Below are 22,842 nucleotides of genomic sequence, written 5' to 3' on the forward strand. Positions count from 1 at the left end.
CCTTTTTTCTGATTTCATTGTTTAACGATCCCTATGTCCCCGGGAAAGATAGTTAACGGCTCTGTCGGGGTGGTCGGTAAAGAGACCGTCAATGCGCAGCTGATAAACAGCGAAATGCAGGAAGTCCTCGAAGCTTTCAAATTCTTCGGGAACCTTGCCTGTATCCGCGCGGAAGGTATAGGGGTGAACTTCTAGCTGTCTGCGGTGTGCCCGGCGGACAACACTGTTAGCTCTTGGTTGGCCATCCGTTACTTCCATTAACATAGGATACCAGGGGCCAATCCCATCTGCGTAGGTGGCGATTTTGCGCAAGCCCCCCTGTTGCAGCATCCAGTCATAATTGTACTTTTCAATTTCTCCATTCACTTCGACCAATTTTTCCCCCCAGTCGGTGGCGGCGATCAATTGAACTAATGATAGATCCATCCCCATGGAGGGCATTAGTTCAAATTTAATTCGCTGGAGCTCTTCTGCGTCAAAGCACTGGAAGAAAACCTTGTGATCGCGATCGGTATAGCCGTATTTCTTGAGTGATTGCAGGGCTATAGAGGCAATATCTTTTCCTTCCCAGTGATGGAAGTAGGGTTTTTTAATCTCCGGGTAGATGCCAATATCGTAGCCCAGAGATCGGTTAAGCCCCTGAATTAATTCCAGTTCTTCCTCAAAGGTAGACAGCTTAAAGCTAGATTTCCATATTGGAAATCTCTCGGGATATTTTGCTTGAAGTCCATCCTCACTATCTATGAAGGGCTCTGATACCTGAAGCTGTTTAAGTTCGGTCAGGGTAAAATCGATAGTGTAAAAGTGACCATCATCGCGAGCGCGCTGGGGAAAAACGTCGGCGACATTAGTTACGCTATCTAGATAAATATCGTGCATTACGATCAAGTGATCATCTTTGCTGAGTACCAAATCTTGCTCGATATAGTCTGGACGCATACCGTAAGCCAGCGCTTTGGATTCGAGGGTGTGTTCAGGTAGGTAGGCTGAGGCACCTCTATGAGCTACCACAATAGTTTGTTTATTTCTCTGATCAAAGTTATCCGCGCAGGTTAGTGTTGCGGCTATAGAAAAGCCAATCAACAATACCGATAGAATATTTTTTAACATGTGATAAAGGCCCGTGATGAATTGTGGGGCACTTTCTAGCAGAGAAATATGACAGGGATATAACTGAATACGAGAGCCCCGCCGGGGCGAGGCTTTCGCAGAGCGAGCGTAGAGCTATTCAGCGCGGCTTCGTCTATCTGATAGGCATTATGAACCCTGGACACTCTAATTTCTTCTCTCTTGAAGCTTGGCTTTGAAGGCTGCTCGATTTTCTTCTTGAAGTTTTTTGAACTCTGCTAATTGTTGATCCGTCAGTACGGTGGACATTTCACTGAGCGTAGATTTTCTGATAGCGGCCATTTCTTTGCCTAACTGGCGCTTCTCACGAAAGCTCATCTTTTGGATAGCGCCAGAGGGACTTTCTATGTTAACGCCGTATTTTGCAAGCACTTGGCGGCGTTGTTCATTGGCTGATTCCAGGATTGGCTTTACTTTTTCTACCTGCTCATCAGAGAGGTTAAGCTTGGCTTTAGTTGCCTCTAAGCGCTCCGCAAGTTGTGCGGCATGGTCATTATCTGCCCAAGCTAGGGTATTTGCAGAAATGGTAATTATTGCAGCGATTACCAAACTGAATAATTTCTTCATTGTGACTTCCTCGTTAATGAGTAAATGCCGTTGCTGTGAGGAGTATGATAATGGCTAGATTGTAAGCCAGTGCCATCCAACGCAAGGAAGTGTAAATTCCCTATTCCCTCTCACATGGACTGAGATATTCCAGGATATCCACAGTCAGATACTTCTACTCAAGATAATTCTAGACAATTCTGGTTGGCTAGTGCGCCTAGGTAAGTCAATAGAAGATAAACCGATATCCAGTCAGCCCGGAAACCATGAATCGATAAGGGTTAATAGTCAGCAAGCAAAGATTGTCGCCTACAGAGGAACCGCTGGTTTAGGTATTAACAGGAAGTTAAGCACTCTAAAACGGCGCTATTTCAGCGCCGTCAAAATTTAATCAAGACTTGAGGCAGGTAAAATTGCGTTATTACAGTGCAACGCTTTGCTATGCCGCGATGATGCCTGCCAAAAGCGTCTTAATCCCCTTCACACAGTGGCTTCGTGAGACCATAGATAGTCGGCATAGATCTCCCGAAGGTCTTTTTTGCTGACTTTGCCTGTAGCCGTATGGGGGATTTCCTTGGCAATGACACAGTCATCGGGAATCCACCAGTTGGCAAAATGCCCTTTAAAGGATGCCAGAATCTCCTCAGTTTTTAGTGTTTTGCCTTCAGCGGGAACAATGATCAGGAGAGGCCGCTCAGCCCACTTTTCATGGGCAACCCCAATAACAGCGGCTTCGGCTACTCCCGCCTGTGTCATAGCAAAATTCTCCAGCTCAATAGAGGAAATCCACTCGCCGCCGGACTTGATAACATCCTTAGTGCGATCAGTGATTGTCAGGTAGCCGTCAGCATCGATCGTGGCAACGTCACCTGTATCAAACCAGCCGTCTTCGGTAAGTGCTGACTCTTTGGATTGGTAGTAGCGCTCACAGACCCAGGGACCACGCACTTGAAGGGCTCCAAAAGCCAGCCCGTCTTGTGCCAAGGTATTTCCCTCGGGGTCTACAATACGCATCTCGACCCCAAAGCCCGCTCGGCCCTGCTTGAGCCTGAGGGCCTTTGCTTCGTCTTTAGAGAGGTTCTCAGGTATGTGGGCATTGTAGGTTCCCAGTGGACTCATCTCAGTCATGCCCCAGGCGTGATGGGTATATACCCCATGCTTTTGCTCAAATTCCTCCATAATACTCCAGGGGCAAGCCGATCCACCCACGACTACTCGATTCAAGCTGGGTAGGGTCTCTTCACTTTCCCGCAGGTACTTGAGTAGGGCGAGCCAAACGGTTGGAACGCCGGCAGCGATAGTAACGGCTTCCTTTTGAATTAATTGAGTGAGCGTTTCGCCACACCCCATTTTGGGGCCAGGTAACACGAGTTTTGCTCCAACAGCCGGTGCCGCATAGGGTATTGACCAGGCGTTTACGTGAAACATGGGGACGACAGGCAATATGGCTTCGTCCCTTCTAATCGCAAAGACATCTGGCATCAATACGCCGTAGGTATGCAGCATCAGAGAGCGATGGGAATAAAGCACCCCTTTGGGATTGCCTGTTGTTCCTGATGTATAACAGAGTGCTGCTGCACTCTCTTCCTCTAATTCAGGCCATTGAAATTCAGTGGGCTCTGCTGCAATCAATGTTTCATAGCAGTAAACATTGCTCAGGCTTGTGGTGGGCATATGTGCTTTATCAGTTAGCACAATGATGCCTTCAATCGAATCTAGATATTCTGCCAGGGATTCGATTAGGGGCATAAATAGTGGATCAATAAACAGCCATCGATCTGCGGCATGCTCAATAATGTAAGATATTTGCTCAGGGAAAAGCCGGGGGTTAATAGTATGGCAAACGAGCCCGCTGCAAGAAGTTGCGTAGTAGAGTTCAAAATGCCGGTGATCGTTCCAGGCAAGAGTACCAATTCGATCTCCATCATTGGCTCCAAGCTTTTGTAGTGCATTTGCCAATTGCGAGACTCGCTCAAAAGCTTGTTGATAGCTATAACGAAAATCGGGGTTATCCAAAGTAACTGAAACAATCTCACTATCCGGTGAGTTGCTTAGAGCATGCTTCATAATACCGGTGAGGATGAGCTGGGATTGCATCATCATGCCATTCATCACTTACTCCTTATTATTATCTTTTATTTTCAGATAGACACTAACCCTCCAAAATTTTGGGGGGTGATAGAAAAAGGATTAGGGGCTGATTCTTATAAAATCATTGAACGATCTTTATCCATTCTCCGGGCTTGGGTTCTCCTCGGGGATAATAACCATTTAAGAGGCGTAATTGCTCCTCTGCATATTCGCCGATTTCCATATGTTTTGCCAGGGAGGCAAAAGTAGTTTTTTCATTGGCCTGGACGTAGCGCAAGCGTTTGATGTCCTTCTCTTCTACAATGTCAGTTTGTCGTAGCGGCCTGAAGCTTCTAATGCTGGTCAGGAATAAATTGTCATATTTATCAATAGCTTCTGGATCTGAGTCTTCATCATTTGTGACCTTTCCCTGCAGGACAAATTGTCTGCTACCATAAAAAATTACCGCAATTCTGTCTGGATCTGCATCCTCTTTTTCAAGCGGTGGAATTTTTCCGGTATGGCCTTCAAGTCGATATTGATTGAGTTTCTCCCCTTTCTCCAGTTGTCGTAGATCGAACTCTGAGCGCAGAGCCATGTCAGCGGGCTGGTTGCCATCGCGTTGGGTAACTGTAATGGTAATTTGTGCACTTTTATCAGGTGCAGAGCCGACAATGGCTGAACGTTGATTTTCTACCAACCAGCCATCGGGAAATAGAAGGGAGAAACCCAGCCGCTTGTGATTGTAGCGATTTTTAGTGGACTGCTGTGTGTTCTGTCCGTACACAAGGCCATCTGTTTTTTCCCGATAGTATTCTACTTTGGTTTCTTTGTTATCTTCGGGAAGCTGGCCTGCAGCGTTTACAACTTCCTGTAGGCGAAGGTCATTTCTCGGGTGAGATGCAAAAACCCCGTGGTAAGTTTGCGGTTTCTTGCCCTCAATACGGGCACGGCGTCGGGCAAATGTCTCCTGATCCTTTAATAGCCCAATAACATTGATCATGGCCTGGGGGTCATAACCAGCGTTGAACATATATTGGGCTCCGAAGCGATCCGCTTCCAGTTCCATCTCGCGGCCGTAACCCTTCACTGCAGCGGTGCTATATAAATTTGCAACATCTCCGACTACACCACTACCGGTAACCAAAGCTGACAATACTGATACAACGCTGGCTCCGGTCGCAGCTGTTTTTTGCCTTACCGCATGGCGGGCGGTGATATGGCCAATCTCATGAGCTAGTACAGCGGCCATTTCAGCTTCTGAGTGCAGGTAAGTTAGAAGGCCTCGGTTGATGTAGATATACCCACCGGGAAGGGCAAATGCGTTGATATCCTGGCTGTCGATGATCGTAAATTGGTACTTGATATCCGGTCTGTCGCTGGCGGCGGCAACTTTTTGCCCGACATGATTAACATAAGCGGTTAGGACTGGGTCTTTATAGATTGGAGTGCTCTCTATCAGCTTTTCATGCATCTCCCGACCGATGGAGATCTCCTTGTCCTCAGACATTAGAACCAGGTCAGGCTTATTGGTGGCAGGGTTAAATGCACAGCCTGCACTGAGTATTAGGATAGCGCTGGCAAAAACACGCTCGATAAATTTCATTACCCCTGGCCTCCCGTAGCGTCTTAATTTTTATGAACTGGGTGTTACTGCTGGCATCAAGAATTGTTGGAGCTGCAGCGCCATTCCTTTACAGGCATTATTCTGGACCCTGGCGATTAGTGGTATTGGAACCACGATTGCGGGCATATAGGAGGTTCCTTTGGCATCTGCGCTAAGTTTCCCAGACAGTTCGCGGTCCCTGAAATCCCATACTGCTGCTTCGTAGTCAGATTCTTTATCCCAGGTCCCAAAGCCAAAGCACCCTGCACCCCCGGTACTGATGGTACAGCTGATAGAGCCGGCACTGGCTGTGGTCTCCGTCGAACCATCAATCCAGACGATGTACTTCACTCCATAGGTTTCCATTCGCTCACGGACACTTTCATTTTCCATCAGGCGATCTAGGGAGCGAACATGCATAGGTGCTGTCCTGGGTTCAAACCAGGGGTACATAAGATCGACAAAGTCTTGCTCTGGAATAATGTTTACACCTAACTCAGGGTTGTGTAGTTCTCTACCAACACAGGCAATTAAATCAGGCTCTGTTTCATATTCACTGGAGTGACGGCGGCCCAGGATGACGACGGAATCTCCTTCGGCAAGCTCACCGTCGGAGCGCCGATACTCATCAATTACGACAGTGGTACAACCGCTAATAAAGATTATCGCTGCAACTAGAAGTGGCTTGAACACGATTTACTCCTCTTATTCAGCCTTTTTGGCTTTCACCTTGATTTCTCTCAGTGATAGCGATCGGCGTTTCCCTGAGAGAAAGGCCTGTAGTTCAGGAACTTTCCCAAACCCGGTATAGAGATTTGCTCCGGCATCGCGCAGGGCGATATTTATCGCCTGAGTTAATGCCTGTTCCTGGGACTGTAAAAATGCGGTAGGGGTTTTTCCGTAAGCGGTTATTACCCAGTTAGCAACCTGTCCGCCACTGGGGTCAAATGCGGTCATGTTGTATTTAATCCATACCTCAAAAATATTGACCCTTGTCTCTCTGGGCATTGTGAACTGCAGCTCTCGCACTTCTGGAACTATCACCAGTTCGACATTGGCGGGGACTTCTTGTGGATAACTGGATAGAGATACGGTATCGGTAAACATGGAACCCAATACTGTTTCAAACAGATTTTTTTGTGCTCTGCCTGTGCTTATATTCCATTCTTCACGATCTTCACTGTCTTCTTTATAAGTGAAACTTTTAAAGTCCTCACTGAGGTAGAAGCCTACGGTTATTGGCAATTGATCGCCTATTGGGGATGGGTAATTGCCATCCACCTGTACTGTATGACTGCAAGCACCCAGGAAGAAACTTACAAGAATAAGTACCTTTAGGTGTCCAAAGGAAGTCGACCTATACCTCATATGTTCCTCCTTGAATCATTTAACTAGCGAAAGTCATTCAACCCCACGAAAGTGCCGCCATTTCGATAGGTGAGTTCGCGCATAAGGGCCGCAAAGCGGAGTCCTGTGGTTTGTAGGTGTGGAGGGCGAGAGAACTGTACAGGGAATCCTACTGCATGGATTCTGATATTTCGTTTTCCCTCACCGTGCTTAGCATTTACCCGTTCGACAGCTAACATAACCCTGCGGATTGATTTTCCGGTGAATTCATCGCCAAGCACATAAATACTGATTTTCTTACTGGGATCATAAAAGCTGCGGACGGCTTTCTGGATACCTTCAACAGGGCTGGAGTTACTAAAAGGATTCCAGGACTTCAACCGCTTTAATATCGCTTGGCGGCGCCCAGGGGTATCAGGTATCCACTTGTTTCGATAATTGAAGAACATATAGTCCCCCATATCATTCATGACCTGGATACCTTTAACATTGGGATAAAGGTCTAGAGTATTGACCATCTCCGCCATCATTCGGTCCCAGCCGTAATTAAACATACTGCCGGAGGTGTCGATAATGAAGAGAATGTATTCGCTGTCGACAGGGATTCCGCCAATAACATTGTTTTTACGCTGGTAGTTCTCGCCCAGTAGGCGACGCATTTCATCAGTGATGGATTGTAGTGCAATGGTCAGCTCACCTTTGAGTTTGCCATCCTCACTTTGCCCTTCGGTTTTACTGGCAAATTCCGCTTGAAGTGCTTCCAACTCACCGCGCAGGTTGGCAATTCTCTTGCGCTCGATATTGATTTGTTCTCGCTTTGAATTTAGGTCCCGGTTGATAACTGTGGTCTCACCACGGATTTCCGCCAGCTGTTGCTGTAGTTCCAATACCTGCCCTTCGAGGTCTACTTCAGCTTCCTCTAATACAATCGGTTCTGCAGTCTTGGCGATCATCAGTAGCAAAACAATTGCGCCAAATCCGCAGCAGATAACATCCAGGAAGGAAATGCTGAACTCCTCCTGGCGACGCTTTTTTTGCGTTCCTATCATGGCCAGTCCCTCGAAGGCGCAAGGAAAGAGCCTTTGCTTTGCATCGCCAGCTTCCAAAATTCACTAGCCGCAAATGGGTCCCCCTCCATAGGGGCAAGAATGACATTGACGGGGATATTCTTGGGGAGCACTTTGACCGCGCGCTTGAATAGACTGCGCCTGTCTCTACCCGAAATAGTGGGCTTTCTGGGTGCACTCATCCCTTGGGTCGGTAACCCATCGGTAATGAGAATAATGTTATCGGGCAGTGGTGTCATAGCGTTAATAGCGTTAAATACTCTCTCTAGACTGGTACCATTTTCCGGCACTACTTCATCTAGCCCCTTGATAGCCTGGTCCAACTGGTCGCGGTCATCCACATTGAGCCAGCGATCTTCTGTACCGGCTATTGCGGCACGAAAAGAGGTATTAAAAGTATAGATCTGGTATTGGCTATCCCTGGGAAACTGAGCAGTAAGCCAGGAGACTGTGCTGACGGCCCTGCGCCATTTTTCAGTTTTGCGTTTTACCGGTGAAGACATGTTACGGGCGCGTATTATTTTAATAAGCTCGTCGCCGAGCATAGACGCAGATGAATCCAATAATATCAGGATGCGATTACCGCCTAGGCGCAGGCCGGTGAGGTATTGACGGTCTCCATCACCGACAAATTTGCGAACGTTATTTCCCAGCTTTTTATTTTCTTCCTCAAGGTTCTTTTTCGCCTGCTCCAGTTTTTTGAGTTTATCTTGTAGCCTCTTGATATCCTCTTCTTCATCGATACTGTCGATTTCAGCGATATTGCCTTTGGTTTCCTCTATTTGCTCCAAAATGCGCCTGGCAAGCCCTTGAGCCTCAACCAGTTCATCACTAACGACATCCAGAGTATTTCTGGCTTGAACTAAGTGTTCCTGCCCAAATTCCACCTCCTCTTCCAGAAGGTTCACCTCGGCAGTGAGATCTTCAGTCTCTACTTCAACTTGGTGATCGGAGCCGTGTTTGATAATAAGAAAAATTAACGCTACTGCCCCAAAACCACAGGACATGATATCGAGGAAGGACAGGCTAAATGTGGAAAAACGACGCTTTTTACGCCCCATATCGCTCCACGCTAATCGCAGTTATCACATCTTGATAATCTGCAACTCCAATTGTATCGCCGGCGTTGAGATTAACGGGTGACTCAATCTCTTTTCCATTGAGTGTGAGCTGAATTCCAGCATCCACCCGCAAAGCAAGTCTGCCGGCATGATTTGTGACTGTTGCGGCAGGGTGCTCCGGTGGTGTTGGGGTGACTTGAAATTTCTCGTCATGCCAGAAAACGAATAGAGGTTCCTGGGCGGCCAGTGCCTTGTGGCCAAAAAGTAAATGTGTCGCTACGGTTTCTGAGGATTTCTCTACATGCACCTTGACCTCGTTGGGGGGGAGGGCAGTGACAGAGTTGATCAGTTTCAATGTACTGCTATCACTGCGCAATTCTTTCCAGCGATGATTGATGGCATGTGCAATGGAGTCTCTTGAGAGAAGATGTACACGTTGGGCCAATTGAATTCCCCCTGGGATATCAGCCCAGCGATGGGAGATAAAACTCACACTTTGACTTTCCTCCAGGTTTTCAATCATTGCTCGTATACGAGAAAGGAGAGGGGTTGTTGCATCTTGAAGCTGCCGCAGGCTGATCTTTGCTGTTCGATCATCAAGTTCAGCTAGAACTTCTCCGTGACGCATCGCTCGATCAGTCCACTGGGGCATCAAATCATAGAGTTGCTGTTCTGATTCAGCTGAATGTAGCGGATCAAATCGGCACTGCATAATAAATGCATCGGTAAATACGCGAGCCCAGGATTCCTGGAAGTTGTGTAGTCCTGCGTCGGCAACAGTTTCTACCGTTTTCACCGTGGCTTGCTTATCCACAGCAATCTTTGTTACCAGTGTCTGGTGGAGTTGTAGGTCGATATGCAGTTGGATTCCTGCAGGAGCCAAATTACCCAGGCACGCGGTTGCTGCATCAACAATGCCTACGATATTAATATCGCTGACTTTAATAACTCCCAGAAGTAAGGCCAGTTGTTCGTGGGTAAAATTGCCGGGAACAGCGAGAACAATTTCATCGGGAAGGTCACAGTGCTCCGCTATTTCCTGAAGGTGGCAGTAGACCAAGTCGGCATGGTGGCGGCAGCGTTGATTTTCTGACTTTAGCGACTCGAGGCTCAGTCTTCTCCAAAACTGGTTGTTAACCTGAGTCGGATGGCTCCTGGCACGCATTTGAGCTGAGGTACCAATATGAATTTTATTGTGTTCAATAACTGCAATTCCAGGACTTTCCAGTACCTCGTTAGTATTTGAAAATACACGTAATCCACAGTCATTTATTTCCAGGACGCCTTGTCCCATGGGTTTATTCCTCGCTACGACTTATTCAGGTAAAACCGCTAGCTGATTTTCAGAAAACGCAGTAAGCGGTTGTCACAGTAACTTTGTGTATCCAACACCAGGCGCTCCTGCATGAGTTGTAGCTGGTGAGTGAAAAACATAATGACGATACTAATTACCAGGGCGATAAAGGTAGAGTTAAACGCGACCCCCAGACTTACCGTCACGCCAGCTATATCCCCCTCTACGGCTCGATGCGCCTGTGATAATGCTTCGCCGATACCTCGTACCGTGCCAATAAATCCGATAGATGGAATAGCCCAGGTAATATAGCGAACCATTGCCAGCTCAGAGTCGAGTCTGTCTCCCTCAGTTTCGCAAACCTCTTTTACAGAGTTGGAAACGGCGGCGACATTCTTGGTAGAACCGAATCTCTGCAGGGCGGTGAGTAGTGCCCTGGGAACTAAATATCGTCGTTCCTCTTCAGGAAGGGCTTGTATCGGGCGGGATAAATCACGGGTATCCTCGGGAAGAATAGGAGTTCCCTCGCTGATATTAAGTAGAGCTTTGTCCAGTAATTTTCGCTCGCGAATGCTTCTCTGTGCCTTTAGTCCCATAATGGCCATTGCCCACAACATCAGAACAAAGCAGGCCTCTTGCTCATAGTCGCGCATCACAATGTAGATAGAGCGTTGTTGAACGTAGGTTTCCCCAGCGGCCTCCCTCGCCAGTTGCTCCTCAATTAGCGCATCTGCATTAGGGCGAATAATGGCGACATAAATCGCGTGGACCAAAATAATAGACCCCAGAAGAGCAAAGACCTGGAAGACAAAATCTGATGATTTAAATTTCATGGCGATACTCGCTAGAAGCTATTTCTATATATCTACGGGAAAGGAAACCGATAAGTCTTCGGAGATTTCTTCCGAGGCCTTATAGTCATCTGAATTACTTTTATTCCTAGTTATTGGTGCTTCTTTCTTGGGGGTTACTGCCGCTGTTTGTTGGTTCTCTTCCGGCTTGTTTTCATCTTCTGCGTACGCGAAGTTAATAAATAGAAGCAGTAAGGTAAGTAATAAAAATTTCACACTAGTCTCCTAATTCACCCAGCGGGCAAGGCGGAAGCCAATATCATTACGAGCGGACTCTCCGTAATCACGGTAGGAGAGGCGTAACTCAGTCAACCCCGAATGACGCCAACTGGAACCGCGGATTACATGGAAGTCCCCATCCTCTGGACCGACAGGGTTTTCTTCGATACGTCGGGATAATCCGGTCCCTATCGTGTATAGGTCGTGAATCCATTCAGAGACATTTCCACCTAAGTCATAAATACCAAAAGCATTAGGACTGTAGCTACCTACTGGTGAGGTAGCTGCGTAACGATCACTGTAGGTGCGAAGGACTGCAGGAACTAGTTTTGTGGCAGTAGTATCTGCGTAGTTTCCGGAATTGCTCTTTATTGGTAGCTCATTTCCCCAAGGGAATTTTTTCATGGTGCCTTGATCGTATCGTGCAACCCAGGCCCATTCGGCTTCAGTCGGTAAACGATAACCGTTGGCTGCGCCATCAAAGCCAACAACACGCCCTGCTTCCGTCAAATAGACCGGTGTGAGGCCGTCTCTTTCACTGAGCCAATTGCAAAATAGCACTGCCTCTACCCAACTGACATTTACAACTGGCAGATTGTCATTGTCGAGACTGACACCATTTACATGGCTTGAGGTATGCAGGCGCTTGAAACGCCGATATTCCCGGTTAGTAACTTCAGTGGCCCCAATATAGAAAGGCCGATTTAGAGATACCTGACGCATAACCTCGTTTGCCCGCCGCCCCTGTTCTCGCCGGGATGATCCCATGGTAAATACGGCGTTGGGGCGCATGAGTTTCATGGTGCCGCCAGCTGCGTGACGCAAAGTTGATGGGGTTTCTCTCCAGCGCGCTTGTTCGGATGTAAGCAGTACCGCTCTGACAGTTTGCTCCAGTTTGGTGCTGGGAATGACACGAGTGTCAAATTCCTGGTAGCCCTGTTTACGTACGACAATGTTATGGCTGCGGGCTGGCAGGTTGAAAGTTTGTCCACTGTTCCCGGCGTATTGACCATCAATGTAAACTTCCGCATCTGGAGGGACACTACTGACGTGAACCCTGCCGTACACAGCATTTAGGTTTATATTCAGGTCCCGCTGTGTTCCAGCACCGAGGTCAACTGTGTGTTCAATAGAGGCGTAGCCATCCTTGAAGAAGCGAAGTCTATGCCTGTGGCCGGAGGCCAATTCCAGTTCCAGTGGGGTATGACCGCGAAACTCTCCGTTGACTGTCACTCCCGCTCCCTCTGGGGTAGTAACAACGCGTAAAAGTCCATCAGCGGGTCCCAGGCTGACGGTTGCTAGCGTTTGATCGACACCGGCTGTAACAGCGACAGGAATATCGACAGTTTTATGTTCCGGCAGTGAAATGGACACGGTTCTGTCGCCCTGAACTAATTCGGTGGTTAGTGGTGTTCTGCCGAGAACTTTTCCTTCAACCGTGACCGTGGCCCCGGGAGGGTTGCTGCTGACGGTGATATTGGCCCAGGCCGGTCGAAGCGCGGCCTCCAGTGTGTGGGTATTGTCTAGCCCCTCAACATCGATTTCACGGGTGAACGGCAAGTACCGGTCTGATAGGACAGTCACACGCATAGGACCTGCGCTGATTGCTTCCACAAGACCATTTCTATTGGGTACTTCCCGTCCATTAATAAGGATTTTTACTGGTACAGGGGGCGTTGTTTTAACCTGTAGGTGGCCTGGAAGTTTTTCCAGGGAAACAGAGTGGCGACTGTGTCCGTCACGTTTTACTTCGACTTCGCCGCTCTGGGGTAAGTAGCCGTCGGCACTGATCGTGAATTGATAATTACCAGGTAAAACCAAATGGCCATCGCCCAGAGGGATGGCGAACCCACTGACTTTGATGCGGGCATCAACCGGGTTGGTATCAAAGATTAATGACCGCGCCATAATCAGATAGCTGAGTGCAAAAATAGCGAGTAAAAGGCAACCTGCGACAATCAATGCTCGCTTAGAAAGAAAGAGTCGCGCGCGGGTAGATTTTATTTGTACCGGGGTGAATCCAACTGGCTCAATCAGGCTTTGTTCCTGAACTGGCGGCTTTTCATCCTGGACAGGTACTGCTTCCTTCACTGTCATTTATGTTTCCCTATTGCTGGTACTTATAGATTTTTCGCAATGGCATTGGTTTGGCACGCATCGCTTTATGCTCAGTCAGCCTGACCAAAGGTGGGTACACATTTTTCTATCTGCAGAAAGCTTAGCTTGCTGGCGTAATCTGCATGGGGATTTATAGGGTGTTTGTCACAGAACACCTCGTTTCGCTCAGCTCAACGAGGTGTCTGTTATCATCGCAGCTCATTACGGAAAATCTTATTTTTAGAGTTTATGCTGCTGTCTGGGTTCTCTCATTTAACTATTATTGGCACCGTTTATCCTTTCGGCACATTGGATAACAACTTCCGTTGTGGGCTTACCTGGTTTTACAACAAACTCTTGGCGAACGTCTCGGTAACCTTCTCTGGTACCAATGGCGATATAGCGCCCAGGTTTCAGCGCGATTTCTCTCTGGTCAAAATTACCTAATTTCCCTACATGGTAAATGGTGACACTGGTGGTTCGATCCGACTTGAATTTAACCGGTAAGGGGATCAGGGCTTGTGTCAGGGCATTTTCAAGGTCTTCAATTTGTCTTTGCAGCCTTGGGGTTTTAGTATTGAGTTTGCGAGCGTCTGTTAGTACTTGTCGGGCAAAATAGTTCCTTTTACCTTCGCCAAGGGTTAGTGGATCTTGAATTAAATCTTTTAACTGGTCATCCAGCTTTGCTCTGGCAGCAGCTCTAGCCTTGCCTGTTATTGCGTCCACCAGGCTAGAGTCCTTCTTGACCAGGTCTGTATAACTTTTTAGGGCTCTGTGCCATTCTTCCTTGGTTTCTTCCATGCGAGCTTGTTGGAGGAGTTTTTCTATCTGCACTCTGTCAGCTTCATTTCGTGCTTGTGCTAAGCCGATATCGGGGGCTTTTGCTGTTGGCTTTAAGTTCTTTGCTCGATGAAAATAGGATTTTGCCGATTCAAATTTTTCTTCGGCAATTGCACCGTAGCCAGATGACATCGCGCTTTGATAATCCCTTTCTGTAATTGCACCCTCAACCTTTGCCAATAGATCCTGAGCATCGGCTGTTTCTGAGTCGATCGCGAGAGATTTCTTGAGCTGTTCCTGAGCCAAGTCCAATTTGGCCTGTTTAAATGCCTTTGTTCCTTGAGTTAAGTGCCACCAAGCGAGGGGGAGTTTGTCGGCTCGCTCAATACCCTTAAGGCCTCTGGGATGGTTATTGGATATGGTTAATACCATCTTGAAAGCATCGCTGGCGGAATCCTTATCCCCCTGACTCAGAGCTCGATTACCTTCACTAATATGCGTTTCAATGCGCTCGGGAATACTATCTTTCAGGTACTCTAATGCCTGGAGTGATTCCCGGTATTTTTCGAGCGCTGCCATAAAATTGCGTTTGCGATAAATTTCATCAGCTTTTAGAGCCAGGTCTTCAGCGGAGTAGAATTCTTCAAAAGCCCATACTTCTACCTTTCGATCTTTGAGCTCTTCTTTGATTTCAAGAATTTCCTGGAGAACCTTTTGAACCTCCCTGCGCTGCTGCATTATTTCTGCATCGCTATAAGGAGATTTTTGGTTGCTCTCCACAGCTGCGCTGTTTCCAGGCTGTACGGAGACAATTGTATCGGCTGAACGCTTTGGTGGTTTTACAACTTGAGGAAGCCCCCAAAATACACCGACCAGTGCGCTTACCATTATCACCCCAAGAACGGCGGGCCAGTAGGACCTTTGCTCCCGTTGATGAATAGCGTTGGCAGTCGTTGACTTAGGGGATTTAGAGCTTTCCTCTCCGCCGAATGTGAATTCTGCGGGCTCTATATGAACTGTATCTTCCTTGGAGTTATCGCGGTGCTGCATAGTGATTCCGCCGTGTTATTCAATGACCCAGTGAAGATGTTGGGTATTCAGTAATAACTAATCACAATGATTAGCGTGCTTTTTGGGTACCTCTAACGTGATTTAAATGCTGTTACTGACTGCGCCAGTTTCGGCTTCATAGATTTCCTTTAGAATTTCCCGCCATTGCCGATACTGATTTTCAACAGTACCTGTGAGGGTAATAGTGCGATCTTCCAGCTCAACAATTTGCGGTTCTACCTCTGCCTCGATGGAGTCTCCTAATTCTTGCAGAGCTTCCAAATGCATCTTGGCATCGGATTTTCGGTCAAATGCACTTTTAACAAGATAGCCCCCGGCACCGATCCCAACCTGCCCAGCTGCCTGGGCGCTTCCAGTGCCAGCGCCAGCAGCTGCGATACCTCCAATAATGGCTGCTGCTCCCATAATTGTGTGATTGCGAGCTTTGCGCTTTAACTCTCGCATTTCCCTTACTTCTTCATAGCTGCGGGCTTGCCATTCCTGATAGGGAACTTCCATACTTTTGGCGAAGGTGCCGTAGTACTCCTGCAGAGTGTCGACAAACAGATAATCTCTTTCCCGTATTTTTCTTACCCTTTGTAACATGGGGTCATTCTCTGCGGGTAAAGCACTTAAAAAATAGACACCCTCAGCACTTTGAGTTAAATAGCGATTGAATGCCTGGGGAGAAAAATCCCGTGCAAATCGCATCTCAGAAATTGTGCGCAGCTCTACGATTTGCTGATTTGAAAGCTTTTGTCGGTAATTCAGCATATCGTTAGCAATACGGTTATAGATTCCCTGAAAAGCATCTCCTTCAGTAGGGTGCTTTCGGTCGTAGGCATAGTGGGATGCGTTCTCTGAATACTGCTTGGTAAACCACAACTGCCCCCGGGAATCGGATACGGTGATTTCCACCGTCAGCTTTTCTCCATCAGATTGCAAAATACGCCCGGATACAGTCACATCAATATTGGTGCGGCTCGATGGAATAACCCTTACAGCTCCCCACCCCAGGCTGGACTGCAATGAATCGGCAAGGGTGACAGCCATATAGCGGGATTCAGCTTGACGAAGCTCGGGAAAAACAAGCTCATCTTCATCTGCTTGTGCTGTATCGAGACCTGGATTGAATTGAATAACGCCGACATCCAGCAGTCTCTCTTCGGGAACATTGTTATCTTCGATTGTTAGCGGAGTAAATGCGGTAGTTCTGACTTCGGTAGTGGTACAACCATTGATAACAACAAGAGTTAGAAAAAATGCTGCGACTCTTGTTATGAACTGATACTTAACCGGTCGGGTTTTTTGGTTGGTCGACATATCGGCGTTCTCCAAGACTACTGCGTTGCACTTTTATACTTGCGATACTCTTCCCAAAGCTTTTCGCGCAATTCGGGGTCAGTCTCGCGTGTGGCAGCTTCACGAATCTGTCGAGCTACGACGTCATCATCTGTACCACTGGGTATATCGGCGGGCACAACTGCCTGTGAACCACCGTGATTAAAATCACCTTTACGTCCAGAAGCGGGCAGTCCGGGACCGGTTATTTGTCCACTGGAGTTATTATTTTTGGGGCCGTTACCTGATGTTGGGCCTGCATTGGGGGGAGGTGGAATTTCGGCTTCTGCAGATTGAATTAAGTCTTCTAGGGATTCCCCTGCTGGTGGTGCCTCATCCATCGCCTCTTCTTTATTTTCTTCGGAGGCTGACCCCGGTCTGTTTCTTACAAAGTCACGCTCCCGCAAAATCATGCCGTCATAGCTGACCATAGTGGATTCAAACTGGCCCTCAAGTTCTGCAACGCGATCTGCCGATGAAGTGGGAGCTTCATTGGGGGCACTGCCGGAACGTGGCGAATCACCGCCGGGTTGCCCAGAAGCTGAACTGCTGGCAGGCGCGCCGCTGGCCGCTGAGTTACTACTGGATGAGCTGCTGCTAGAAGCTGAGCTACTAGATGATGCGCTGGAAGACGAAGATGATTGCTCCTCCTCAGAAAAATCAATTTCTTCGGGAGGCGTTCCATCTTCACCAGACGAAGGATCAGTAGGTTTCTCTCCATTTTGACTGGTTTGTTCGGGATCCGTATAAATTGGTGACGATGGATCATTTGAACCGTTTGGGTCCGGCATTTGATCCCCAGGTGAACTTTGATCCCTCGACTCTGATCCGCTACTTCCACTACTGGAGGACTGGCTCTGTTCTGATCTCGCTGTAGGCATATTCGCACTGGGCTGGCTGGAAGAGCTGCTACTAGGCTGCCCACTGCTCGAAGCCGTTGATTGGCCAGATCTTTGCGAACTACTGCTGCTACTAGATTGCGATTGCGATTGCGATTGCGATTGCGATTGTGATTGCGATGCAGAACTGGAAGATGAACTGGAGGATGGTATAGATGGCATTGCTGGTGGCTGTGACTGAGTTTGTTGGCTCTTGCACCCACCGGTTAAGATCGCCGCCAAAGCAATTGGTACCAGTACATTTGACAAACAGCTGTGGCGGTGAATTTTTTCTACCGCTGCTCGAGGTGTCATCTCTTTCTCTCCTAGACTGTTTGCCGGTGTGACCGCGTGAGACACATGAAGTGTTTTTCCGGTACTAGCAAATGCTCAATGTGGAACTTTAAAAATAGTTGTTATTTGATTATTTGCGTAGATTCCACATCGAGCTGGTGTCAGTGGTGATAGGTTTCTCAGTCGAATATAAAGCGTTGCACAATTCCGCGGGTTTCTACCGCCTCTCCATCTTCAAACCTTGGTCTGAATTTAGCGCGTTTTAGAATGTTTCTAACTTTTGAGCGGATCTTCACTTTATCTGAAGGGTAAGCCCTGAGTATTTTTATATTCCTCGCCTTGCCAAAAGCCGTGACATCATAGGAGACCGTAATCCGGGAATTGGCTAGGGCTTTGCTGTCCGACTCCAAAACGGGGAGCGCGGGTAAAGCCACAGGCCGTCCAAATATGTCCTCAATTTCATCGTTAGAGGCACCGTTATCCCAAAGTGCCTTGTAGGCCTCGCCGTAGGTTTGGCGTGCGGAGTGCCACTTGTTAAACATCATGTACCAGTCGCCGAGTTCAACTTTGGCTTTGGCTGAGGCTGCCGGGGGGGACTTGGGGTTTCTTTGGTAGACATCAACGATACGGGTAATGGCTTTTTTCCCGGTGTTAAAACTCTTCATCCGGTAGTGATCTAATTTGGTTCGCTGATGTGAGTCGGGGCCACTACCACCAAAGCTGGCGTTAACAAAAACTGGAGAGTTGGGTTCACCCTTATAGGTGGCCAGATAATAGTTAGTTGCTTTTAATCCGCGCAGGGCATCAACAAGGCGAAGGTCGGTGGAGCCAAAGTTTTTTGTAATAATATCTACCGCCAAACTGTAAAGATTGGTTGCACTAATTAGATGCTCAAATAGCGTGTCCCCTTTTTCCTCCACATAAGCCTGTAAATGCCAACGACTCAAGTTGTTGATTACTGGCAGCATACGGGGGTCTTTTTCGCCGTAATTTTTCTGGTAGAGCCAGTAGAGGTACTGCTGGTTGTCGTTAGCTTCTTCCCACTGATTGAGCGCTATTTGACTCTCGATCAAGCGCTTGATCATAGGGATTTGGCTTAGTGAATAGAGCCCCTCATTGACTCTGCTAATCAGCATTGCACGACGAAATTCAGTGACAGCCTGCTCATGATCGCCAGCTTTCTGTAATGCGGTGGCCAGCCCCAAAAGCTGTTCATCAATACCGGCGCCATAAGCACCATATTGGGCTTCGAGCTCCTCTATACGTTCACGGTAATTTTCTACAGCCTCGGAGGGCCTTAGCTGTCGAGGTGTTTTCTTGAGTGGTTTCGAGGCGGCTTCAATAAAGGCTTTTGGAGGTGCATTAGTTTGGACTGCCACAGGTGCGCCATCGTCGGCCAGGGCGCCATTACACAGCAGTGCTGTGGCTGTAAACATCAAGCCGATAGCAAAGGAATTGCTGGTATCTATCTGTGTCACGATTGAACCACTTCCGTTTCATATTTGGCTTCACCGAATACCAAACAGCTGAGGTTGGAACCTGCACCTGTCAGTTTTCGGGTCTTATTTCCGCTCGCCCACTGCAACAGCGAATACGGCGGAAGTTCTCTCCTGAATGTGGTTCTCTCGACCCTGAGCGCATTGAGGGGGTATCCTCAAGCTCACAGTGACGGCGCGACTGGATGCTTATAAATGCCTGCCTGGCCGCGTATTAGTCAGTATAGCTAGCACTATGTGCCAAGAAGGAAGCTGCGGCGGGTACTTCAGCCACTTAATGCCCATTGCGCCAGCATGCCTGTGACCACCCTTTTGGTTTAGCAGTTGGGAGTGCAAATTAGGGGTGAGGGACTGTAAGTAGATGCCAAAAATTTGTTGATTACGTCCGATATCGCGACTTGGCAGCGAAGTGTAGCGAGTGGCTTGGTTGGCGCTGGTGCCACATCAGGATGGCGGAAGCTAAATAGGTGGATCATCGTCCTAACAAGTAGGCTGAATTTGGGGTTAGATTACTGCTGTTGCTGTATCAGAGGTTGATCTATTTGGATTGCAGCGTAACAAGCGCCATAATCAGCTGATTCGAATTCAGAGGAGAGCTCAGTGAGTATCTATATCGATCCAGAGATCGCGGTAAGCCTTCGGGGCTATGAAGCACCCGAGAAGCTGGGCTTTGGAACCGCCATGGCCCCAGTAATGTTTCGCGCCATTTGGCAGGATGGTTGCTGGAGTAGTGGAGAGTTGATCCCCTATGCGCCTCTGACCGTCGACCCTGCTGCTAAGGTACTTCACTACGCGCAGTCATGCTTTGAAGGAATGAAGGCCTATCGAACTTCCGAGGGGGGAGCTGCACTGTTCAGGCCCGAAATGAATGCTGCACGAATGGCATATTCAGCGAAGCGCTTATGTATGCCTCCGGTTCCTGAGTCCCTGTTCTTGGATGGCGTTCGTGTTGTGACTGCTTACTGCGCTGGCCTGCTCCCGAGCAACAGCGGTGAGTCCCTGTACCTGCGTCCTTTCCTAATGGGAACCCAGCCGGACCTAACGGTTTCAGCCAGTAATGCCTATGAATTTTATGTAATAGCTAGTCCCTCGGAAGCCTACCATTCCGGCAATATGCGTTTGTGGGTTGAGAGAGAAGATGCTCGGGCTGCAGTAGGGGGAACTGGGGATGCCAAAGTTGGCGGAAATTATGCCAGTTCTCTACTTAGTATCGGCCGCCTTAAAGAGCGAGGTTATGATCAGTCGCTTTGGTTGAGCCCCTCTAATCGGCAGAGTATCGATGAGCTGTCAGGGATGAATTTTTTTGCGGTCATTGATGGCGCTATATATACCCCAGCGTTGAACGGCTCAATTCTCGAGGGCATCACCCGATATTCTCTGATCCAGCTTGCGGAGGGATTGGGGTACAAGGTTGTTGAGCGGGCGATCCCCATTGATGAACTGTTAGAGCAGGTAGCTTCTGGAGACTGTAGCGAAGCTTTTGCTTGTGGTACTGCTGCAATAATCAGTCCTATCAGCGTAATTGGCGATGGCGATAGAGAGTACGAACTAGCCGATGCTCCAGGTCCTGTTGCAGAGCGTTTGCGACAAGCACTGCTGGATATTCAGGAGGGGCGTTCTGAGGATGCTTACGGGTGGATGCATTCTGTTGAGCCTGTAGTTTAAGTACTGAATCTTCGTACCCGGGCAGTTTCCAAGGCTGCCTGGGTCTAGTAACCAGCTTTTCCCCACCATAAATCCTGCTTTATCCTTCGCGGGTTTATTTGTAGCAGTGTTTTCTATTTACTTGTTTCCAAGCGAAACGCTCGCGTAAACATTCCCGCCAATTTAATTGAGTTTGTTGACTTGTGCGACCTTAACACCTAAAAGTGAAGGGGTTAAATAAGAAATAAATTGGAGCTTGAGAGTGGCCTGATTGCGGTACACCTCATTTTGACCAGCAGTTCCAAGATCAATTTGAGCTAATAGGTCTCGCTTATAGTTCCTTGCACAGTTGAGGATAACGAGATGTTGACCCATATGCTTGGCCTTATGCTGCAACCACGTAGACAGTGGCAGCTTATTGGCAGTCTCTCTGAACGTAATCTGCGTAGACAGGTTCCTTATGTCATCGTTCTGGCATTACTTCCTGCAGCTGCGTGGTATTTTGGCACGACACAAGTTGGCTGGACGATTGGCACTGGTACCCCGGTGAGAATTACGGGCCAAAGTGCTTTGGAATTGGTCGCCGTATTTTATTGCACAATGGTTTTGGCTGTCACTGCTATTGGTTATTTCATCCATTGGATGGCCAAGACTTACGGAGCTGAAACTCACCCCCTTAAAGGCGTTGTTGTAGCGGGTTTCACTGCCACACCTATTTTTATTGTGGGTATTGCAGGGGTTTACCCTGTGTTGTGGCTGGACATACTGCTCGCAACTCTGGCGGTTGCTTACGCCGTCTATCTGCTTTATTTGGGAATTCCTATTGTGATGGGTGTTTCTGAAGAGCGTGGCTTCCTTTTTGCCAGTGCGATTATTACGGTGTCACTCGTCATGGCAGTCATTATTATGGTTGCTACAGTTCTATTCTGGAGTTATGTATCCGCACCGGTCTTTTACTCCTCTTGAGTAGTTTGGGCTCGTAGCTATCACTAGATGAAATGTCGTTTCAGGCATTTTCGCCAGGAGATTTAGGGCTGTTGTTGTGGTGGGGATACAAGCTATCGACGTCGTACCCGGTGAAGGGGCTCATATTCACGGGTACGGCGAAGTCTCTTCTATCCTGGCTGTAACGACAATGCGTAAAGTAAATGACCGCCTTTCGGGGTTTCTCGAAGAATTCAACAGCTCTATGAAAGAGCTCTACTCGAAGGGCTTTGAGTTCAACCCCATCAATGTTCGGGAATCGACCACAAAGTTTATAGATAAGTATGTCACTGATATTCCAGATGTTGCCTCGGTAGGAGATGGCATTATCTATGCCTCTGGATATGACGTACCTGTAAGAGTCTTTGTCCCCTATCCCGATGAAGTTCTACCTGTTCTTGTCTATTTTCATGGCGGTGGCCATGTAGCCGGAAACGTTTATTCATTTGACCCGATTTGCAGAAAGATTGCCCGGGAGACTCGACATATTGTTGTTGCGCCTGAGTACCGGTTGGCCCCTGAGAATCGCTATCCGAGCGCGGTGACAGATTGCTATGCCGCAGTTGTTGGAGTTTGGGCGGCACTGGACAGATTGGGCTTATATTATCAACCGAGTTTGTCGGTCGCTGGGGACTCTGCAGGTGGCGCTCTGGCCGCCACAATGTCTCACCTGGCTCAATTTGACTACAGCGTTAAGATTAAAAAGCAGGTTTTAATTTATCCGGTTCTCGATTACACCATGCATTTACGGTCCCATGAAGAGAATGCAGTAGGCTATTTTTTAGAGGCACGAAAATCAATTTGGTACTTGGGGCAATATTTTGCTGAGGGGCAGTGTAGAAAAAAAGCATCCCCTCTTTTTATGGATTTTACGGCAGCTCTTCCTGAAACCTTAGTTTTTACCGTGGAGTTTTGCCCGCACCGGGATACTGGGGATATTTACTACAGGAAAGTGGAAGAGGTGGGTGTTAGATCTGAAAATGTTCACTTTTCCGATATGATTCATCCATTTTTGATTCTTGAAGACTTGGTGAAAGGGGAGTGCGCAAAAGTTTATGCCGGCATGAATAGTTTCCTGAATGACTAAAC

19 protein-coding genes are annotated in these 22,842 nt (G+C 48.0%); 3 read left to right on the forward strand and 16 right to left on the reverse strand.

Annotated features, from left to right (window positions below; all coding sequences use genetic code 11):
• Positions 1-21: 21 nt before the first annotated feature.
• The 16 genes from glpQ to ACJJIQ_RS23935 form a co-directional block, all read right to left on the reverse strand.
• On the reverse strand, positions 22-1,110 hold the full coding sequence (gene glpQ, locus ACJJIQ_RS23860) for a glycerophosphodiester phosphodiesterase (RefSeq protein WP_445363214.1): 1,089 nt from the start codon (positions 1,108-1,110) through the stop codon (positions 22-24).
• Positions 1,111-1,275: 165 nt separating this feature from the next.
• Positions 1,276-1,695, reverse strand: coding sequence for a hypothetical protein (locus ACJJIQ_RS23865; protein ID WP_444892775.1), 420 nt, complete (start codon positions 1,693-1,695; stop codon positions 1,276-1,278).
• Positions 1,696-2,154: 459 nt separating this feature from the next.
• Positions 2,155-3,786, reverse strand: a complete 1,632-nt coding sequence (locus tag ACJJIQ_RS23870) for a long-chain fatty acid--CoA ligase (protein WP_445363215.1) — start codon at positions 3,784-3,786, stop codon at positions 2,155-2,157.
• 100 nt (positions 3,787-3,886) lie between these two features.
• Positions 3,887-5,350, reverse strand: coding sequence for a M48 family metalloprotease (locus tag ACJJIQ_RS23875; protein ID WP_445363216.1), 1,464 nt, complete (start codon positions 5,348-5,350; stop codon positions 3,887-3,889).
• Positions 5,351-5,380: 30 nt separating this feature from the next.
• Positions 5,381-6,043, reverse strand: a complete 663-nt coding sequence (locus tag ACJJIQ_RS23880; protein ID WP_413664369.1) for a hypothetical protein — start codon at positions 6,041-6,043, stop codon at positions 5,381-5,383.
• Positions 6,044-6,055: 12 nt separating this feature from the next.
• Positions 6,056-6,718: a hypothetical protein gene (locus ACJJIQ_RS23885; RefSeq protein WP_444906425.1), complete on the reverse strand. Its 663-nt coding sequence runs from the start codon at positions 6,716-6,718 to the stop codon at positions 6,056-6,058.
• A gap of 23 nt (positions 6,719-6,741) precedes the next feature.
• Entirely contained in the window at positions 6,742-7,746 is a 1,005-nt protein-coding gene (locus ACJJIQ_RS23890; RefSeq protein ID WP_445363217.1) for a VWA domain-containing protein, read from the reverse strand.
• Complete coding sequence (locus ACJJIQ_RS23895) at positions 7,743-8,825, reverse strand: vWA domain-containing protein (protein WP_444926665.1); 1,083 nt, start codon at positions 8,823-8,825, stop codon at positions 7,743-7,745. The genes ACJJIQ_RS23890 and ACJJIQ_RS23895 overlap by 4 nt, the downstream gene beginning before the upstream one ends.
• The gene (locus ACJJIQ_RS23900) at positions 8,815-10,119 is read right to left on the reverse strand and encodes a hypothetical protein (protein ID WP_413664371.1); all 1,305 of its coding nucleotides are present in this window, start codon (positions 10,117-10,119) and stop codon (positions 8,815-8,817) included. Before ACJJIQ_RS23900 ends, ACJJIQ_RS23895 begins: the two co-directional genes overlap by 11 nt.
• Positions 10,120-10,157: 38 nt before the next feature.
• The gene (locus ACJJIQ_RS23905) at positions 10,158-10,952 is read right to left on the reverse strand and encodes a MotA/TolQ/ExbB proton channel family protein (RefSeq protein WP_282934287.1); all 795 of its coding nucleotides are present in this window, start codon (positions 10,950-10,952) and stop codon (positions 10,158-10,160) included.
• A gap of 24 nt (positions 10,953-10,976) precedes the next feature.
• Positions 10,977-11,186: a hypothetical protein gene (locus tag ACJJIQ_RS23910; RefSeq protein WP_445363218.1), complete on the reverse strand. Its 210-nt coding sequence runs from the start codon at positions 11,184-11,186 to the stop codon at positions 10,977-10,979.
• A 9-nt stretch (positions 11,187-11,195) separates the two neighbouring features.
• Entirely contained in the window at positions 11,196-13,286 is a 2,091-nt protein-coding gene (locus ACJJIQ_RS23915) for a PEGA domain-containing protein (protein ID WP_445363219.1), read from the reverse strand.
• 273 nt (positions 13,287-13,559) lie between these two features.
• Positions 13,560-15,116 (reverse strand): ABC transporter permease, encoded by a 1,557-nt coding sequence (locus tag ACJJIQ_RS23920; protein WP_445363220.1) that lies wholly within the window; start codon positions 15,114-15,116, stop codon positions 13,560-13,562.
• Between the two features lie 102 nt (positions 15,117-15,218).
• Positions 15,219-16,439 (reverse strand): hypothetical protein, encoded by a 1,221-nt coding sequence (locus ACJJIQ_RS23925; protein ID WP_445363221.1) that lies wholly within the window; start codon positions 16,437-16,439, stop codon positions 15,219-15,221.
• A gap of 17 nt (positions 16,440-16,456) precedes the next feature.
• Positions 16,457-17,248 carry a hypothetical protein gene (locus ACJJIQ_RS23930; protein ID WP_444892785.1) on the reverse strand — a complete coding sequence of 264 codons (792 nt, stop codon included), beginning with the start codon at positions 17,246-17,248 and terminating at the stop codon, positions 16,457-16,459.
• A 560-nt stretch (positions 17,249-17,808) separates the two neighbouring features.
• Positions 17,809-19,107 (reverse strand): hypothetical protein, encoded by a 1,299-nt coding sequence (locus ACJJIQ_RS23935; protein WP_413664377.1) that lies wholly within the window; start codon positions 19,105-19,107, stop codon positions 17,809-17,811.
• Between the two features lie 618 nt (positions 19,108-19,725).
• On the opposite strand from ACJJIQ_RS23935, the gene ACJJIQ_RS23940 reads away from it, so the two are divergent.
• From ACJJIQ_RS23940 to ACJJIQ_RS23950, 3 genes are all read left to right on the forward strand, one after another.
• A complete protein-coding gene (locus ACJJIQ_RS23940; RefSeq protein WP_413664378.1) occupies positions 19,726-20,790 on the forward strand; it encodes a branched-chain amino acid aminotransferase in 1,065 nt (354 codons plus the stop codon).
• Positions 20,791-21,132: 342 nt separating this feature from the next.
• The gene (locus tag ACJJIQ_RS23945; RefSeq protein ID WP_282934278.1) at positions 21,133-21,735 is read left to right on the forward strand and encodes a Yip1 family protein; all 603 of its coding nucleotides are present in this window, start codon (positions 21,133-21,135) and stop codon (positions 21,733-21,735) included.
• A 76-nt stretch (positions 21,736-21,811) separates the two neighbouring features.
• Entirely contained in the window at positions 21,812-22,840 is a 1,029-nt protein-coding gene (locus ACJJIQ_RS23950) for an alpha/beta hydrolase (protein ID WP_445363222.1), read from the forward strand.
• The last annotated feature ends 2 nt before the right edge of the window (positions 22,841-22,842 follow it).

The sequence above is a fragment of the Microbulbifer maximicatervae (SeqCode) genome, from assembly GCF_052468295.1.

What these genes read in the sequence shown, in the direction of transcription:
- glpQ (WP_445363214.1), bottom strand. Translation starts at nt 1,110, where the DNA reads ATGTTAAAAAATATTCTATCGGTATTGTTGATTGGCTTTTCTATAGCC.
- ACJJIQ_RS23865 (WP_444892775.1), bottom strand. Translation starts at nt 1,695, where the DNA reads ATGAAGAAATTATTCAGTTTGGTAATCGCTGCAATAATTACCATTTCT.
- ACJJIQ_RS23870 (WP_445363215.1), bottom strand. Translation starts at nt 3,786, where the DNA reads ATGAATGGCATGATGATGCAATCCCAGCTCATCCTCACCGGTATTATG.
- ACJJIQ_RS23875 (WP_445363216.1), bottom strand. Translation starts at nt 5,350, where the DNA reads ATGAAATTTATCGAGCGTGTTTTTGCCAGCGCTATCCTAATACTCAGT.
- ACJJIQ_RS23885 (WP_444906425.1), bottom strand. Translation starts at nt 6,718, where the DNA reads ATGAGGTATAGGTCGACTTCCTTTGGACACCTAAAGGTACTTATTCTT.
- ACJJIQ_RS23890 (WP_445363217.1), bottom strand. Translation starts at nt 7,746, where the DNA reads ATGATAGGAACGCAAAAAAAGCGTCGCCAGGAGGAGTTCAGCATTTCC.
- ACJJIQ_RS23895 (WP_444926665.1), bottom strand. Translation starts at nt 8,825, where the DNA reads ATGGGGCGTAAAAAGCGTCGTTTTTCCACATTTAGCCTGTCCTTCCTC.
- ACJJIQ_RS23900 (WP_413664371.1), bottom strand. Translation starts at nt 10,119, where the DNA reads ATGGGACAAGGCGTCCTGGAAATAAATGACTGTGGATTACGTGTATTT.
- ACJJIQ_RS23905 (WP_282934287.1), bottom strand. Translation starts at nt 10,952, where the DNA reads ATGAAATTTAAATCATCAGATTTTGTCTTCCAGGTCTTTGCTCTTCTG.
- ACJJIQ_RS23915 (WP_445363219.1), bottom strand. Translation starts at nt 13,286, where the DNA reads ATGACAGTGAAGGAAGCAGTACCTGTCCAGGATGAAAAGCCGCCAGTT.
- ACJJIQ_RS23920 (WP_445363220.1), bottom strand. Translation starts at nt 15,116, where the DNA reads ATGCAGCACCGCGATAACTCCAAGGAAGATACAGTTCATATAGAGCCC.
- ACJJIQ_RS23925 (WP_445363221.1), bottom strand. Translation starts at nt 16,439, where the DNA reads ATGTCGACCAACCAAAAAACCCGACCGGTTAAGTATCAGTTCATAACA.
- ACJJIQ_RS23930 (WP_444892785.1), bottom strand. Translation starts at nt 17,248, where the DNA reads ATGCCGGACCCAAACGGTTCAAATGATCCATCGTCACCAATTTATACG.
- ACJJIQ_RS23945 (WP_282934278.1), top strand. Translation starts at nt 21,133, where the DNA reads ATGTTGACCCATATGCTTGGCCTTATGCTGCAACCACGTAGACAGTGG.